Source organism: Microcoleus sp. bin48.metabat.b7b8b9.023 (assembly GCF_013299185.1).
Lineage (GTDB): Bacteria > Cyanobacteriota > Cyanobacteriia > Cyanobacteriales > Microcoleaceae > Microcoleus.
Genome location: NZ_JAAFKG010000075.1, coordinates 1 through 17015, shown reverse-complemented (window position 1 = coordinate 17015; position 17015 = coordinate 1). Strand labels below are relative to the sequence as shown.

The following is a 17015-nucleotide window of genomic DNA, read 5'->3' as shown; positions in this document are numbered from 1 at the left end:
AGGACTAAAGTCCTTACTACGAACCTGGGAGGACTAAAGTCCTTACTACGAACCTGGGAGGACTAAAGTCCTTACTACGAACCTGGGAGGACTAAAGTCCTTACTACGAACCTGGGAGGACTAAAGTCCTCACTACGAACCTGGGAGGACTAAAGTCCTTACTACGAACCTGGGAGGACTAAAGTCCTTACTACGAACCTGGGAGGACTAAAGTCCTTACTACGAACCTGGGAGGACTAAAGTCCTTACTACGAACCTGGAAGGACTAAAGTCCTTACTACGAACCTGGAAGGACTAAAGTCCTTACTACGAACCTGGGAGGACTAAAGTCCTTACTACGAACCTGGGAGGACTAAAGTCCTTACTACGAACCAACTTAAAATCTCAAACCTAAAACTTATGAAATGGTGGCAAAATCTTAAAAATAATCCTCTAGCTCGGTTGGGAGCCGTAGTGCTGTTAATTTTTTATACAGTCGCACTTTTCGCCGAATTTGTGGCTCCCTACGACCCCTACGACTCTCAATTAAACGGTTCCTTACTGCCACCAACTCAGATTTATTTAAGCACCAAAGACGGGCGATTTATCGGCCCCCACGTTTACCCGACTGCTCAGGGGCCAGTGGATGCGAATACGGGCGCTCGCGAGGTAATTGTAGATTGGCAAAAACCCTCTGCTGTCGGTTTGTTTGTCAAAGGTTCTCCCTATAAGTTTTTAGGAATTTTACCTTTGGATATCCACCTGTTTGGCACTACAGGAGAAGGTAAAATTAACCTTTTAGGAACTGATGAACAAGCTCGCGATCAATTCAGTCGCTTAGTACAGGGCAGCCGCATTAGCCTCAGTATTGGTTTGGTTGGCATAGCAATTTCCTTTCCTTTAGGATTGTTAATCGGAGGAATATCTGGTTATTTTGGCAGTTGGATTGACAGTATTTTAATGCGCTTTGCCGAAGTATTGATGACGATTCCCGGTCTTTATTTATTAGTAGCTCTAGCAGCAGTCCTTCCCCCCGGATTGACAAGCGCTCAGCGATTTATATTGATTGTGCTGATTACTTCATTTATCAGTTGGGCGAGTTTGGCGCGGGTAATTCGCGGTCAGGTACTGTCAATTAAACAGCTAGAATTTGTGCAAGCGGCGCGGGCTATGGGTGCCAACCCAATTTATATTATTGTCCGCCACGTGTTGCCACAAACTGCAACTTATGTAATTATTTCTGCTACTTTGTCGGTTCCGGGTTTTATTGTGGCGGAGTCGGTTTTGAGTTTGATTGGTTTGGGAATTCAACAGCCCGATCCTTCGTGGGGAAATTTGCTATCTTTGTCTACGAATGCTTCAATTTTAGTGTTGCAGCCCTGGTTGGTTTGGCCTCCGGCGACGCTGATTATTTTGACTGTTTTGGCGTTCAATTTATTGGGGGATGGGTTGCGGGATGCTCTCGATCCGAGAAGCATTCAAAGGTAATTGGTTATGGGGCATAGGGCATAGGGCATAGGGCATTGATGCACTGGAAATGGGTAATACCAAATCCGGGTTACTACCCATTTTTGGTATTAGACCTCTTGCAAAATATTTTTCTGATATAATGAAAAGTTTTGCTGAGAGTTGATTAAGCATCTCCCAAAAAGCCTGTGAATAACAGGCTGTCGGGCCTGTTCCACAATTAGGGGAGTTTAATTCAAGACCTCTGATTATAACATATATCTTTTTTGCAAGAGGTCTATTATTGCTGCTTTTTTGTATTATTTGTCATTGTTCGCGTTGGTGTCGCAATTGCTAGCGTCCCTGCGATTGCTTCACTTCGTTCGCAATGACACTAGGGTGATGCCCAATTCCCAATTCCCAATGCCCAATTCCCAATTCCCAATTCCCAATTCCCAATGCCCAATTCCCAATTCCCAATTCCCAATTCCCAATTCCCAATTTAAGTATTAACAGGTAAGCGGATGGTAAAGGTAGAACCAACACCGACTTGACTTTTTACGGAAATATTGCCACCCATCATGAGGCAAAAACGCTGGCTGATTGCTAGTCCCAAACCAGTGCCGCCGTATTTGCGAGTGGTAGAAGCGTCTGCTTGGATAAAGGGTTGGAAAATGTGCTGCAATTCGTCTGGATTCATGCCAATTCCTGTATCTGTACAATTAACTACTAAAAATTCTTTACTGGGATTTGAGGATGGAGAATTTACCGCAGGTTCCAAACTGTTTTCTGGTGTCGCTTCGCTGCTGTAGCCTGCGATTTGTTCTCGGCTGGCGCTGAGGGTAATTGTACCATTGTGAGTGAATTTGGCGGCATTGCTCAGCAAATTTAATAAAATCTGCCTCAGTTTGGTAATGTCACCGTGCATAGTGCCGATATTGCCTATTTGCTGTAAGTTTAAAGTGTTATGATTTTTCTCAATTAGTGGCGCGGCGGTGTCGGCGACTTCTTCAATTAAGGTGGCGATGTCGAAGGTTTCTAAGTAGAGATCCATGCGACCGGCTTCGATTTTAGAAATGTCGAGAATGTCGTTTATTAGCGATAGCAAGTGTCGGCCGGATGTGCGGATTTTGTCTAAGTCTGGGGTGAGTTCATTGTAGCCGGATTCTTCGGTTTCTTCTTGGAGCATTTCGCTGTAGCCGATGATGGCATTGAGGGGTGTCCGCAGTTCGTGGCTCATGTTTGCTAAAAATGCGCTTTTTGCGGTGGAGGCTGCTTCGGCTGCTTCTAGGGCGAGTTGCAAGGCGGATTCAAAGACTTTACGATCGCTAATATCCTCGACACTACCTTCATAGTAGATTACCTCACCGCGCGTGTCGCACACTGCACGGGCGCTTTCGGAAATCCAAATTATGCTGCCGTCAACGCGGTAAACTTCTGACTCAAACCCCGAAATTTGTCCAGATTCTTTCATCACTCGCATAAACTTCTCGCGTTGTTGAGGATTGACGTAAGTTTGCTGTCTGATGTTGGTGAGATTTGATGTCAATTCTTCGGGAGTGGCGTAGCCGTAGATGCGGGCTAAGGATGGATTTACGCTCAAGAAGCGACCTTCGGGGGTGGTTTGAAAAATGCCTTCGACTGCGTTTTCAAAGATGCTGCGGTATTTTTGTTCTGCTTGACGCAGGGCGTTTTGTGTCCGATCGCGATCGCTGGCTTCGATCGCCAATGATACCAAATCTGCGAGGGAAGCAGCAAAATTTTGTTCTTCTACTGTCCAGTGGCGAGCAATTCCCACCTGTTCGATACAGATGACTCCGACTGTTTGGCCTCCCAGTCGCACTGGCGCATCTAAGGTTGATGTGGTGCCGCTTTGTGCAAAGTAAGATGCCACAAATTCTCTGGTTCTGATATCTGAGAGAGCGTCGTCGGCTGCGATCGTCCGGTCTTCTTCCAAAGCTTTAAAATAAGCTGGATAGTCTGGTGCTGCGAGTTCGGCACCTTGGGAATGCTCGCCGTTGCTGCGGTGAAATTGGTCGAGACATTGCAATTTAGATCGACTTTCGTCGTACAACCACGCTCCGGCTGCTTCTGCATCTAGGGTATGAGCCGCCGCTTCGGTGATTTCTCTCAAAGCTACTTGCAAATCGCCTCGATATAGCGCTTTATTTCTTGCCAATTCTAGCAAAATCGTATTTTGTTTGAGCAATTGTTTTTGCCTCATCCGCCGCACTGATTCGGCTCGCTTCTGTTCGGTAATATCGCGAGCCACCCAAATTACGGATTCTTCTGAAAGCGGCGAAATGCTGGCTGCAAAACAAATTTCGCGATCGTTAATGGTTAAATCGTACTCGATGCTAACTGTTTGCTGACTATCTAAAGCTGCTCGAATGTGGTTGAGAAAATTGTCGGCTGTAGCTTGCGGAAAAAGCTCTCCGATAGTTTTACCAACTAATTCTGCTGCTGGTTTGTAGAGCACCGACATATTTGTGGGCGCGATTTTCAAATAGCGGCCGGTGGCATCCACAACTACAATTAATTCGTTCATGGCTGCAAACAAAGCCCGCAATTCTGCTTCGGTGGCTTCGAGTTCGGCAGTCCGCTCTGCTACTCGCTGTTCTAAACTGGAGTTGGTTCGTTCTAGCGCTACAAAAGACGATCGCAATTGTCTGGCCATCTGGTTGAAGGACTGAGCTAAGACGCCGAGTTCGTTGACGCCTTTGACTTCGACTTCGCCGTCTAATTCGGCGGAGGTGAAGTCGGCAGCTTCGGACATTTTTGTTAAAGCTTTGGAAGCTTCCAGCAATCGGGTAATTGGTGTGACAACCCAGCGAGATGTGAAAATTCCCAGGACGATCGCCAGTATGAAGGCAAAAAAGCACAATAAAATAGTTGTGCGAGTGTTGGCGTTAATTTGCTCCATAAAGTCTGCTTCCGGGATTGCTACGACAATCAGCCAATCGAGACCGCGGCCGTCTCGCAGGGGAGCGACCGTAATGAATTGACGTTTGCCGTTTATATCGAAGCTAAACTGTCCTTGGCTGTCAATTTCTTCAAAACTGCCAAATCGTGTTTGCAAGTATGTGGAAGCCGATCGAATTAGCAAATTTTTGCTCTGTGTTGCCAACAGCCGTTTTTGTCCTTTGTTGTCAGTGATAAACGGCAATTCATCTGTGGAACTGGCGACTATTTCCCCGCTGCGTTCGATCGCAAAAACTTCTCCTGACGGGCTAATTTTGATACTTTTGAGAAAATCGCTGATTTGAGAAAGAGTCAGGTCAATTGCCAATACCCCCCGCAGTTTTCCTGTTTCATTGTAAATAGGCATCACCGGCGTAATGCCGAGAACTGGCGAGGCCGTGAAGACGTAGATCGGAGACCAGGTGGCTTTTTCTGCCTGTTTGGCAGTTTGGTACCACGGTCTAGTACGGGGGTCGTAGGGGGCGGTTTTGATTAGCTCAGTGCGGTTTCCTTTGCTGTCGAGGCGATAAATTTGGCGGTTGGGAGCAGTTGATTCGTCTCTGATGTATACTAATTCATCTGCTTCGCGTTTGAGCAAGAGGAATTTGCCCTGTTCGTCGCCGTAGTAGATGGTTGTAGTGCGATCGCTCAGCTTGGTCTGGTTCCAAAAAAAGCGCTCTAAGTTGGGGAAGTCATCAGGGTCTAGGTTTCCAGAGGCGATCGCAGCATTATTCATTTGCAGGAACAGGTGAGACACCTCTCCAAAACTGCGGAAATTTTCTTTAGTCCTCGCTGCGACTTCCAAACTCAACCTGGTAGCAAGGTCATTGACGGCTTTCTGGCCGTTACGAAACGACAGCCATCCAGTGACGCCGACTGCTACGGAGATTTGCACTACCAACGGCATCAACAAGACGAGGCTCAGTGACATCTTGGGCGAGCTTTTCATCAGACGACTGCTCAGAGTTTTCAATAACATCAATATTATTTTGACACCTACGAGGTTTGCGTATCGTTTGTCGTTTCCAAGATGCCCTAGATATTATAAGTTACAAAATCCCACAGCAATGCCGTGAATTGGGGTAGCGGCCAGGTCAAAACTTGGCTGAGGTTTCCAGCACTACTGTAAAAAATTGTAATATTAATCGTGCCACTACTTTCCTGAATCTGGCGATCGCGATCGAGAACTCCCGTCCCAAAACTCACACCAGGTCAAAAAAGCATACAACTCCTTAATTCATCAGTCATTCCCAATTATAAAATCTTTAATCTAAAATCGGATCGCTTTCTCCGGGTGCAGGTTGCCTGCCTTACCGCTGATTAATACAAATTAGATTAGAATTTTCAAAAGCTGGGGTATGTCAAAAATGTAAGTTATTTGACACCAGACTGTTAAAAAATTTGCTATTGATAGAATAAGCGGGCAAAATCGCGATCGCACGCCAGCATGGTAATTAAAGGATATTGTGGTGCATCGAGGGCAGTAACGTCACTCGATTAGAGATTTTTCCATTTACCAGAAACAATTAGTTGAAAGCCCGCCTGCCCGGGAGAAATTAAGATCGGACTGTTGATTGCTCCCCTACTCGGACTTAAGGGTAGGGGCCGCTATCAAACTCTTAACTGTCAACTGTCAACTGTCAACTGTCAACTGTCAACTGTTGAACCTACGACCTTTGAGCAAAATAATACTTCGGGAGGATAACATGAGCTATACATTTGAAATCCTGGGCGTATCTCCAACTTTAACGTTTTTTAACCAGCAGCAGGAATTACTGCAACAACAGCAGCCGTCAGGTGTAGAATACTTGGGAAACCGAAAGTGTACTCTCGATTCTTTTGTAGCATCGGTAGAGATAATTTCTCCCTATCGCGGCTGGGATGTCGATCGAGTTGTAAATACCGTGATTAGTTTCTGGATGAACAACTCGGATAGCATCCAGTATTGGAAGAATAGATTGCAGGATGCCGGCAGCGAAAACTTGTTAGTAGCCAGAGTAGGCGATATCAAGTCTTTCCAAGCTGCATTTGAATCGCTACTGGGCGAATAGGCAGGAAGCATCTGATTTTCGTAAAAAGCCTTTTTTTGTTTGAGTGCGATCGTCCCTGCTCTCTTATACAATACGTGAGCGGGGACAGCAATAATATAAAAGCACAATTGAGATGCTCGCAATCGGAAAATCTGGAATTGGCAAAAAGTCGATCGACAATTCCCAATTCCCAATTCCCAATTCCCAATTCCCAATTCCCCATTCCCCATTCCCCATTCCCCATTCCCCATTCCTATGTCTCGTTCAAAAGCCCTGCAATCTTATATTTTTGTCCGCTTGCTGCTCGCACCCCTAATGTTGTGGACAATCACCACAGCAGTCTTTTTGTTACTCCGGGCCACTCCGGGCGATCCCATAGATGCCATTCTCGGCTCGCGAGCTCCCGCCGCCGCCAAAGCAGCAATGCGAACCCAACTCGGCCTCGACGCACCCCTGTGGCAGCAATATCTAAAATACATGAAAGACTTGCTGGGCTTCGACTTGGGAACATCCATCACCACTCGCGGACAAACCGTCTGGCAAATTATCGGAGACTATTTCCCCGCGACAGTCGAATTAGCAGTTTGTAGCATGGCCATAGCTTTAATTGTCGGCATCAGTATCGGTTCCCTAGCGGCATCCCGCCCCAACACTATTTTTGATGCAGCAGGCCGTTTGTTTGGGATTATTACTTACTCACTGCCGGCTTTTTGGGCTGGCATGGTTTTGCAGTTGATTTTTGCCGTACAGTTGGGCTGGTTTCCCTTGGGAACTCGCTTTCCGGTGACATTTCCAGCCCCCCAAGGCTACACGGGACTGTACACTATAGACAGTCTCTTGAGCGCTAACCCCGGTCAGTTTTTCACAAGTTTGCATTATTTGGCACTCCCGAGTTTGACGCTGGGCATTCTTTTGAGTGGCATTTTTGAGCGAATTGTGAGGGTGAATCTGAAGCAAACTTTGCAAGCAGATTATGTTGAAGCAGCTAGAGCTCGCGGAATTCCTGAATTGCAGATTTTATGGGCTCACGCTCTCAAAAATGCGCTGATTCCGGTAATTACTGTCTTGGGACTGACTTTTGCTGCACTGTTGGGTGGTGCTATTTTAACTGAGGTTACTTTTTCTTGGCCGGGGCTGGCAAATCGTCTTTATGAAGCGATTAGCTTGCGAGATTATCCAACTGTTCAAGGTATTGTGGTGTTTTTTGCGGGAATTGTAGTAATTGCTAGTATTGTAATTGATATTTTAAATGCTTACATTGACCCGCGAATTAGGTACTAATTGAAGGAAGAGTTGACAGTTGACAGTTGACAGTTGACAAAAAAAGAATAAATAATGAAGATTTTAGCCCTCTCCCGCTCTTTACATTCTCCCACTCTCCCAATTTTACCCCGCTATCTGCTTTTTTGATATACGTGGAAGATTATTAGGTACGATCGACTAAAATATTAAACTCACAAGAAGTAAAATTAGTTGCAGGACTGATTGTCAAAAAAATGAAAATACAGGGAACCGATTATGCTACAGCGATTGTACTTATTCAGGAGTTGCTGGAAAAGCTGTTAGGAGATGAGGTTTTAGTCCGGGTGGAGCTACCAATTCAGCTAGGCGATGCCCAAGCAAAACCGTCGATCGCAGTTGTGATGCCAGACGCCCTGCGCTATACTGACCGCCATCCCATCGCCTCGGAGATATATCTGCTGATCGAAATAGCCGATGGTACGCTTCAAAATGACTGCGAGACTCAAGGAGATATCTATGCTGCATCGCAGATTGACGATTTTTGGGTGCTAGATATCCACGAACGCCAGCTTCATGTATTTCGAGAACCCTCAGACGACGGGTACCGGAGTCAAATGATTTTGTCAGAAGATTCGACTGTCGCGCTCTCAGCTTTTTCTAAGTGTACTTTCTGCGTGCGCGAGATGTTGCAGGCAGTGGCCGCTCTGTAGGAGGATTTGTCAACAGTTGACAATTGACAGTTGGCAGTTGACAGTTGACAGTTGGAGAGCTACCTCTACCGAGAAGTCTGAGTATTGGAGTAATGAATACTCTGATTTTAATGTCTCCCTCGAAGGCAGGCCGGCTTTCAACCAATTCTTTCTGGTAAAAAAGATCGGCTTTCAGAATGAGGACACTTGGCAGTTTATCAGCCATAGTGGAGCATATAAATATAACATTTGAGGAAGTGCTGATGAGATTATTGCGCCTCGCAGCCGCTCTATCGGCTGCCTTGACTCCACTGATGGCACAAGCTGCCTTTAGTCGTCCCATGCCCGGAACAGGCCAGTTTCCCAGGGCTTCAAACCCGCGAGTAGATGTGCCGGTTTGCTTCATCGAAACCCCAAGCGGTACAACTTTTGATTTAGTCAGCTTGTGCGGTACCAACGCTGCTCCCCAAACAACGGCTCCCGCAGCCGGCAACCCAGCCAATGCTCCTGGAAATAACCCCAACGCAGCTAATCCAGCAGCCCCCCGCAACCCCAATAGCGTCACCAGAGATGCTGCCGGCGCCCCGATAACTACTCCTGCTGGTACCGCAAATCCCGCAAATCCCGCAAATCCCGCAAATCCGGGAACTGCACCGAATACTAATCCCAACAACAACGCCAATCCGGGAACTTCGCCGAATACTAATCAGCAGAATAATCTCAATCCGGGAACTTCGCCGAATACTAATCCCAACAACAATCCCAATCCGGGAACTTCGCCGAATACCAATCAGCAAAATAATTTCAATCCGGGAACTTCGCCGAATACCAATCCCAGCAACAATGCGTCTCCCAACAGTACCACGGGCAACGGCACGGGTAGTTTTTGAAGGACGATCGCCCGATGAGTTAAGCTGAGACTGGAAGTGGCGATTCCCTACCCTTTGGGATAGCTTCGATCGCGCGTAGTTGAGGATACCAACTGTGTCAAACTTAGTTCAACGCTTAGAAATAACCGCTCATCCGCAACTGGAAAAATCCCTCGGTTATCGAGGAAACAGTCGCTGGGTAGCTTGGCGGTGGGAACCCGACATCGACCAACTTATTTTCAGCGACGGCAAAATAGTCGGAACTGGCAATAACATGGCTTGGCTGGTATTTTTGCAGCACGATTTAGTTAAGCCTGCGCTACAAGAGTACAACTTCGGCGAGGGCGATCGCTACTGGCTGCTGTTAGACACCGAAACTCGAAATCTCTACGTTGGAGAAGGGAAAGCAGTTCAAAGTCTGCTCGAACAGCCGGAAAGTTTAGCTTTGTTAGCTTGTCTAGATGGCGGCAATGCCGGAAAAACTGCTGAAACTTGGCAGCAAACCCGAGCCCAAGTAACTGCAACAACCGCCTTTCGCCACCTCACAAACGTCATTCCTTTCGGAATTGCCGCTGCTTTAATAGGTGCTTTAGGAGTTGGAACCGGTTGGTGGGTAGTCCCGACGGTGCAGCAGAAACTCGCCGAAAAAACAACTTTTACTTCCCCCATTAGTTCGGCCGCCAACTGCGGGATTGGCGGTTCCGACGATTTTTCAGCCTATGTTGGTTCGTCAACCGGAGATAAAGAACTTCATTTGATTGGTGTTTACGAAGCTAATGCCGAACACGGGAAGGCAAATTTGTCGAAAAGTGCTATCCAAGTTAAAGTAGAACGCCGCAACAAGCCAATAATACTTGCACTTTCGGCCTACGAACCAGTCAACTGGAACGTGACTGTAGAACCCGGAGCAGTTATCGAGAAAATCATTGTTAACGGATACAACAACCAAACAGTTTCAGGAGTTTCGGGAGTTCCGATACAAGTGCACAGCTACGAAGCAACCGGAAACTACATCGGCGACTTTATTTACAAGTGGGGTACAAATCCTGAAAGTAATACTACCTCCCTCGTGACTAAACTCGAACAGACAAACCGTACAAGTTTAACGTCTTTTCAAGGATGCTACAGAGGTACGAACTTTAGTATTAAATGAGTGTAGCGATAGACACCGAAAATTTAAAACCTAGTCTGGTCAAATCACAAAACCCGCGCGGGCGGGTTTTTTATTGAAATTTAACATTCTTAGTATTTCTATGGTATAATATGCCGTGGCGTTATTATCAATAATCATATAATTTCCGGTAAATTCAATGCCATCAAGAAGGTTTGATCGTTCGGAATGCGAGTCCTCGGATTGATGCGGACTAAAGTCCTCACTACGAACCAATTTGATCGTTCGGAATGCGAGTCCTCGGATTGATGCGGACTAAAGTCCTCACTACGAACCAATTTGATCGTTCGGAATGCGAGTCCTCGGATTGATGCGGACTAAAGTCCTCACTACGAACCAATTTGATCGTTCGGAATGCGAGTCCTCGGATTGATGCGGACTAAAGTCCTCACTACGAACCAATTTGATTGTGTTGATTCTTTTCGGACTTGATGTCAATTTCCAATTCTTACAATGCTAACACAATCCCTATGAAATACTGGTATGAAACCCTCGCAGTAGCGCAGCGAATTTTAATTGAATTGGGAAGGCGGCGGCGCAGCTTAGTCTTGTGGAGTATTTTTCCAATTTCTATCTTGCTAATCAATGGTTTAATTTTAAAAGAACGCGCCAATCTCACCACAGCCAAAGCCTTTGAAAGTGCTGCACCTGCAAGTTTAGTAGGAGCCGCTTTATTTTTTAGCTGTCTCGGCGGCAGTGTAGCCACGGTAGTCTCAGAGCGAGAACAGCATACTCTCAAGCGCTTATTTGTTTCCCCCCTGAGCGGCACTTCCTACTTTTTAGGGATTTTTTTAGCTCACAGCGCGATCGGCATCGGTCAGGTAATTTTAGTATACGCGATCGCAGCGTGTTTGGGAGCACAATTTCAAGGATCTATTCTGTTAGGATGCGCGATTATTCTACTCAGCATTGTATCCTACGTAGGAGTTGGCTTTATTCTGGGGACGCAGTTTGCGAGGCGCACGGAAGATGTCAACTCGCTAGTAGCCGCTTTCGGCGTTCCTTTGTTGATTTTAGGAGGTGCATTTTTGCCAACTGCGCTGTTCCCCAAAACCCTGCTGGATCTCGCCCAGTACAATCCGATTTATCATATGAACGAAGCGCTGATAGGCGTGTGGGCTAACGGCAAAGATTTTGCGGATATTGAATCGCACTTCTGGTTTTTATTCATATTTGCTATTTCGATGATCGCAGGCGGATGGCTGTCATATCGGCGGATGTTAAGAGTAGAAAGAAGACTTTAAATAAATCAGGGAATTCAAAGATAATTTAGAGAAAAAACTAGGAGATTTTAAGCAGTGCTGCAAATAGAAAAGCTAAATAAGGCTTACGGCGAACGTTCAGTGCTTAACGATTTAACACTGCACATTCAAGCTGGCGAAATTTACGGTTTGCTGGGGCCAAATGGGGCGGGCAAAACTACAACTATCAATATTTTATGCAATTTGCTAAATGCTGACAGCGGTAAGGTTTTCATCAATGGCGAACCTGTTTCGGAATCTACTAAACTGTTAATCGGTGTAGCGCCTCAAGAAAATTTGCTTTACAAAAGCCTTAGCTGTGCAGAAAACCTCAATTTTTTTGCTCAAATTTATGGTTTAGAGCGCCAACAGCGCCGCTATCAAGTAGAACAATGCTTAAAAGCAGTAAATTTGATAGATAGAGCTCAAAGTCCGGTGGAAACTTTGAGCGGAGGAATGCAGCGCCGTTTGAATATTGCGGTGGCTTTGGTTCACCAGCCTAAATTAGTAATTTTAGATGAACCGACAACTGGTTTAGATATTGAGGCTCGTTATGAAATTTGGGAGTTAATTCAGCGCTTGCAATCGGAAGGAATTACAATTTTGCTAACAACTCATTTGTTGGATGAGGCTGAGCGTTTGTGTCAGAGAATTGGGATTTTAAAGAATGGTAGTATTGTGGCTGAGGGCAGTTTGGAGGAGTTGCAAAAACTAATTCCGGCTCAGGAAATTATTGTGGTTAAAACCGACGCAGAAGCTGAAGTCATCGCCCGCGCAGCAGAATACAGTTTTATTCCCCGCCGCTACGGTAGCGATTTGGCTTTTTGGCTGCCGGAACGTTTGGAATTAAAGGATATTATTTTGCGTTTTGATGGAATTTCTATTGATTCAATAGCTCGCTATCCGGTGCGCTTAGAACATATTTATGTAGAGGTTACAAAACAAACTCTATCTTAACATTTCTGGCCCTCCCGCACAATCCTAGAAACCGGGTTTTTACGATTTTTACCGACAGTAACGAAGTATTCTCGCAAAAACCCGGTTTCTGAACCCTCACACGCAATCCAAGAAACCGGGTTTTTACGATTTTTACCGACAGTAGCGAAGTATTCTCGCAAAAACCCGGTTTCTAGCAACCCATGCGTCCATCATACGCCGACATCAGCGGTTAAAGTTCCAAAGTAATCAACTGAGCAATTTCATCCGTTTGAAAACCCAAAGCCATCGGCTTTTGCACTCCCGAAATCACCTGCACATCATACAATTCTGTGACAATTCCTTCAAACCGCAACCAATGAACGATCGCACCAGTAGTCAAATCAATCACCATCATACCACACCGAGCCTCAGCATCTTTAGCTACCAACAACTCATCCAACTCTAAACTGCTAAAAGTATTGTCACCACCCCTCGGTTTCGACAATCCAACAATCGCCCAATTCTGCCAAAAAGCCAGCCCTCGGACATATCCCGGACAAAACGCGATCGCCTGAAATGTCCCTGTATCTAAATCCACACAACCAAATTCCCCTCTCCCCGAATTCAGCAACCACAACTTATCTCGATACCAGCGAGGTGAGTGCGGCATCGACAATCCCGTGACGATGATATCATTAGATGCCACATCAATAACTATACCGCCATTTTTTCGGCGATCGCGCCAGCCATCCACCACATCCGACTGACTCGACGCCGTAACATATTTCGCCTCCCCATCCACCATCGCCAAACCGTTGAGATGACAGCGGTCTTCATTGATGTATTGTGAGATAAACGGCGGTTTCCAGAGAGGTTTGCAACTGTGCCGATCGCTCAAAGTTGCAATACAATTAAACAATGTGCTAATAAACAGAATTTGATTATTCTTATCCACAGCGATATCGTGAATGTCGATATCTCCTGTAGTGTGGGCAATTCTTGGTATATAGAGTTTATCGTAACCTTGATGTTGTCCACCCGCAGCCAGCACATTGTCTAATTGCCAGAGTTGATATTTTGAGCTAAGGTAGAGACGTTCCGGTGTGCAGAAAAGTCCCATTGCGCGATCGAATATTCGCCAAAAAGCCGAGATTCTGTTGGTTTCTGGTACAGCACCGATTAACATCAACCTGCTGGTTTGATAAGTAGTGCAAGCAAGGCTGATTCGTTGTTCGGTTAACCAAGATGGCAAATCGCGATCGCCAAAAATCTCGTGTTCGTGTGGTGTATTCAAAATTGTTTTGTTATTCATATAGTAATCCTAAATCCTTCATGCATATCTATCTGTATGGGAGGTGCCGTGCCCGCCCTCTCCTCAGAGGAATTGGGCAACCACAGGGGGATTGCCCCTACAAAACAATGAAACAGCCCTACCCTTATTGGTTAGGGAGGCTCAGATTCTATGCAGCCTCATAAAATATGAAGACATAAAAACTTTCTCTATTATGGTTGAAAACTCCATATGAGTATGATAAATTATGCTCAGAAAAAAACATCGATCGCCTAGCATGAAAAACCAAATAATTTTCGTAGACCCCTCAGTACAAGATTATCAAGACCTAATTCAAAGCACCGATCGCGCTGAAATTATTATTTTAGATGACAAAGTTAGTGGCATCACCCAAATTACTAACGCCTTAGCCAATCAAAAAGATATTGAAGCATTACACATACTTTCCCACGGCAGCCCCGGCAGCGTCAATCTGAGCACAGAAACCATCAACAATAGTAACTTAGAAAAATTCACTACCCAACTCCAACAGTGGGGAAAATCCCTCACCCAAAACGCCGACATCCTATTATATGGGTGTGAAATAGGCGCTGATGAAACTGGCAAAAACTTCCTCAAACGACTGAGTGAAATCACAGGTGCAGACATTGCCGCCTCCGCAAACCCCACTGGTAGCAGCGAATTAGGTGGAGACTGGGAATTAGAAGTGCAAATAGGCGCCATAGAAACCGCAATACCATTTAGCCTCAACACCCTCAAAACCTACAGCGGCGTACTAGGCCTCGCCCCTAAATTTGACTTCGCTGTTGGCAATCTCCCCTTATCCGTCAGCATCGGCGACATCAACGGTGACGGGAAACCAGACTTAGCAACGGCGAACTACATCAGCAACACCGCCTCCATCCTGCTCAACACCACCCCCACCAACGCCACCACCCCCACCTTCGCCACCAAAGTTGACTTCACTACTGGCAGTAACCCCATCTCCGTCAGCATCCGCGACTTCAACGGTGACAACAAACCAGACTTAGCTTTGGCGAACCGGAACAGCGACACCGCCTCCATCCTGCTCAATACCACCCCCACCAACGCCACCACCCCCACCTTCGCCACCAAAGTTGACTTCACCACTGGCAATGGGCCCTACTCCGTCAGCATCGGCGACTTCAACAGTGACGGGAAACCAGACTTAGCTTTGGCGAACCGGAGCAGCAACAACGTCTCCATCCTGCTCAATACCACCCCCACCAACGCCACCACCCCCACCTTCGCCACCAAAGTTGACTTCACTGCTGGCAATGGCCCCTTATCCGTCAGCATCGGCGACATCAACGGTGACGGCAAACCAGACTTAGCTGTGGTGAACTTCATCAGCAACAACCTCTCCATCCTGCTCAACACCACCCCCACCAACGCCACCACCCCTACCTTCGCCACCCAAGTCATCTTCGGTGCTGGCAATGAGCCCCGCTCCATCAGCATCGGCGACATCAACGGTGACGGCAAACCAGACTTAGCTGTGGCAAACGTCAACAACTACACCGCCTCCATCCTGCTCAACACCACCCCCACCAACGCCACCACCCCCACCTTCGCCAGCCGAGTCACCTTCAGTACTGGCAATGACCCCATCTCCGTCAGCATCGGCGACATCAACGGCGACGGCCTCCCTGACTTAGCTGTGGCGAACATCTTGAGCAACACCACCTCCATCCTGCTCAACACCACCCCCACCAACGCCACCACCCCCACCTTCGCCAGCCGAGTCACCTTCATTACTGGCAATGACCCCATCTCCGTCAGCATCGGCGACATCAACGGCGACGGCCTCCCTGACTTAGCTGTGGCAAACTCCAACAGCAACACCGCCTCCATCCTACTCAACACCACCCCCAAAGTTACCGCTGTCACCGCTACCACCCCTGACGGCAGCTACGGTGTTGGTTCTACCATCCCCATCACCGTCACCTTCGATGCTGCTGTCAATATCACCGGCACACCCCGACTGCAACTAGAAACCGGTACAACCGACCAATTTGCCACCTATGCTAGCGGTAGTGGCGGTACAGCCCTCACCTTCAACTATGTAGTTCAACCAGGAGACACCTCTCTCGACTTACAATACCTCTCCACAACTGCCCTCACCCTCAACGGTGGCACAATTCAAGATAATTTGACCACGAATGCCGATTTAATCCTCCCTGCCCTAGCCACAGCCAACTCCCTCGGCGGTAGCAAAGCCATAGTTATTGATACTGTTGCACCCACCATCACCAGCGTCACCTCAACCACCGCCAACGGCAGTTACAACACAACTAACAACATCAACGTCACCGTCAACTTCAGCGAAGCAGTTACCTTAGCAGGCGGTAACATGACAGTCGCCCTAGACACAGGCGGCACTGTAACTATTGCACCTTTTACGGGCACATCTGCTGTGGGAATTTACACTCCACTAGCCGGACAAAATAGCACGGATCTCAACTCAACTGGGTTCACTTTAGCAGTCGGTGCAACCTTCAGAGATACTGCGGCAAATAATGCAACATTAACTATTCCTGCGGGACAGTCTTTGGCTAATAACAAAGCCATAGTTGTAGACACAATTGTACCAAATGTCACCTTAACATCAACTTCACCAACCACCACAAACGCACCATTTTTAGTCACAGCAACATTCAGCGAAACCGTCACAGGATTTACCGCCGCTGGCGTAAATCTAACTAACAGTACAATTAGCAATTTCACAGGTAGCGGCACAACTTATACTTTTACAGTCACACCGAATGCTACTGGTAATGTCACAGTTGATATCCCTGCTGCTAGAGCAACTGATACCGCTAGTAACAACAATACCGCTGCGACTCAACTTACACGCACTGCCGATATTACAGCGCCCACAGTAGCCCTAACATCCGCATCACCAACCACCACAAACGCACCATTTTTAGTCACAGCAACCTTCAGCGAAAACGTCACAGGATTTACCGCCACAGGCGTGAATCTAACTAACAGTACAATTAGCAACTTCACAGGTAGCGGCACAACTTATCAGGGCGAACGCATCTAAACTTTAGATTAGCAGAATATGGTATATTGGAGAATAATTGTTGAGTAACTACAAATTATTTAATTAGGGTTTACCTGTATGAAACTCAAACCTAAAATTACCATTGCC

14 protein-coding genes are annotated in these 17015 nt (G+C 46.7%); 10 read left to right on the top strand and 4 right to left on the bottom strand.

Going from position 1 to position 17015, the window contains the following annotated elements; genetic code table 11:
- Positions 1-399: 399 nt before the first annotated feature.
- A complete protein-coding gene (locus QZW82_RS29035) occupies positions 400-1467 on the top strand; it encodes an ABC transporter permease (protein ID WP_293156801.1) in 1068 nt (355 codons plus the stop codon).
- A gap of 312 nt (positions 1468-1779) precedes the next feature.
- On the opposite strand, the gene QZW82_RS29030 is transcribed toward QZW82_RS29035, so the two are convergent.
- The 3 genes from QZW82_RS29030 to QZW82_RS29020 all read right to left on the bottom strand — a co-directional run bounded on the left by QZW82_RS29030 (position 1780) and on the right by QZW82_RS29020 (position 5592).
- On the bottom strand, positions 1780-1926 hold the full coding sequence (locus tag QZW82_RS29030) for a hypothetical protein (RefSeq protein ID WP_293156799.1): 147 nt from the start codon (positions 1924-1926) through the stop codon (positions 1780-1782).
- A 1-nt stretch (position 1927) separates the two neighbouring features.
- Complete coding sequence (locus tag QZW82_RS29025; RefSeq protein ID WP_293156797.1) at positions 1928-5335, bottom strand: PAS domain S-box protein; 3408 nt, start codon at positions 5333-5335, stop codon at positions 1928-1930.
- Positions 5336-5421: 86 nt separating this feature from the next.
- Positions 5422-5592, bottom strand: a complete 171-nt coding sequence (locus tag QZW82_RS29020; protein WP_293156795.1) for a hypothetical protein — start codon at positions 5590-5592, stop codon at positions 5422-5424.
- A gap of 364 nt (positions 5593-5956) precedes the next feature.
- On the opposite strand from QZW82_RS29020, the gene QZW82_RS29015 reads away from it, so the two are divergent.
- The 8 genes from QZW82_RS29015 (at position 5957) to QZW82_RS28980 (ending at position 12585) form a co-directional block, all read left to right on the top strand.
- Entirely contained in the window at positions 5957-6091 is a 135-nt protein-coding gene (locus QZW82_RS29015; RefSeq protein ID WP_293156793.1) for a hypothetical protein, read from the top strand.
- A gap of 1 nt (position 6092) precedes the next feature.
- Positions 6093-6437 carry a hypothetical protein gene (locus tag QZW82_RS29010; protein WP_293156791.1) on the top strand — a complete coding sequence of 115 codons (345 nt, stop codon included), beginning with the start codon at positions 6093-6095 and terminating at the stop codon, positions 6435-6437.
- Between the two features lie 234 nt (positions 6438-6671).
- Positions 6672-7697: an ABC transporter permease gene (locus tag QZW82_RS29005; protein WP_293156789.1), complete on the top strand. Its 1026-nt coding sequence runs from the start codon at positions 6672-6674 to the stop codon at positions 7695-7697.
- A 164-nt stretch (positions 7698-7861) separates the two neighbouring features.
- A complete protein-coding gene (locus QZW82_RS29000; protein WP_293156815.1) occupies positions 7862-8368 on the top strand; it encodes a Uma2 family endonuclease in 507 nt (168 codons plus the stop codon).
- A 242-nt stretch (positions 8369-8610) separates the two neighbouring features.
- Positions 8611-9237 carry a hypothetical protein gene (locus QZW82_RS28995; RefSeq protein WP_293156787.1) on the top strand — a complete coding sequence of 209 codons (627 nt, stop codon included), beginning with the start codon at positions 8611-8613 and terminating at the stop codon, positions 9235-9237.
- Between the two features lie 94 nt (positions 9238-9331).
- Positions 9332-10369, top strand: coding sequence for a hypothetical protein (locus QZW82_RS28990; protein ID WP_293156785.1), 1038 nt, complete (start codon positions 9332-9334; stop codon positions 10367-10369).
- 488 nt (positions 10370-10857) lie between these two features.
- Positions 10858-11631, top strand: coding sequence for an ABC transporter permease (locus QZW82_RS28985; RefSeq protein WP_293156783.1), 774 nt, complete (start codon positions 10858-10860; stop codon positions 11629-11631).
- 54 nt (positions 11632-11685) lie between these two features.
- Positions 11686-12585, top strand: a complete 900-nt coding sequence (locus QZW82_RS28980) for an ABC transporter ATP-binding protein (RefSeq protein WP_293156781.1) — start codon at positions 11686-11688, stop codon at positions 12583-12585.
- A 211-nt stretch (positions 12586-12796) separates the two neighbouring features.
- On the opposite strand, the gene QZW82_RS28975 is transcribed toward QZW82_RS28980, so the two are convergent.
- Positions 12797-13858: a TIGR03032 family protein gene (locus QZW82_RS28975; protein ID WP_293156779.1), complete on the bottom strand. Its 1062-nt coding sequence runs from the start codon at positions 13856-13858 to the stop codon at positions 12797-12799.
- Positions 13859-14084: 226 nt separating this feature from the next.
- Here QZW82_RS28975 and QZW82_RS28970 point away from each other — a divergent pair, with 226 nt between their 5' ends.
- Positions 14085-16907: a DUF4347 domain-containing protein gene (locus QZW82_RS28970; RefSeq protein ID WP_293156777.1), complete on the top strand. Its 2823-nt coding sequence runs from the start codon at positions 14085-14087 to the stop codon at positions 16905-16907.
- Positions 16908-17015: the final 108 nt, after the last annotated feature.

Coding starts and splice junctions, on each gene's coding strand:
- QZW82_RS29010 (WP_293156791.1), top strand. CDS start 6,093: ATGAGCTATACATTTGAAATCCTGGGCGTATCTCCAACTTTAACGTTT.
- QZW82_RS28985 (WP_293156783.1), top strand. CDS start 10,858: ATGAAATACTGGTATGAAACCCTCGCAGTAGCGCAGCGAATTTTAATT.
- QZW82_RS29005 (WP_293156789.1), top strand. CDS start 6,672: ATGTCTCGTTCAAAAGCCCTGCAATCTTATATTTTTGTCCGCTTGCTG.
- QZW82_RS28995 (WP_293156787.1), top strand. CDS start 8,611: ATGAGATTATTGCGCCTCGCAGCCGCTCTATCGGCTGCCTTGACTCCA.
- QZW82_RS28975 (WP_293156779.1), bottom strand. CDS start 13,858: ATGAATAACAAAACAATTTTGAATACACCACACGAACACGAGATTTTT.
- QZW82_RS29035 (WP_293156801.1), top strand. CDS start 400: ATGAAATGGTGGCAAAATCTTAAAAATAATCCTCTAGCTCGGTTGGGA.
- QZW82_RS28970 (WP_293156777.1), top strand. CDS start 14,085: ATGCTCAGAAAAAAACATCGATCGCCTAGCATGAAAAACCAAATAATT.
- QZW82_RS29025 (WP_293156797.1), bottom strand. CDS start 5,335: ATGAAAAGCTCGCCCAAGATGTCACTGAGCCTCGTCTTGTTGATGCCG.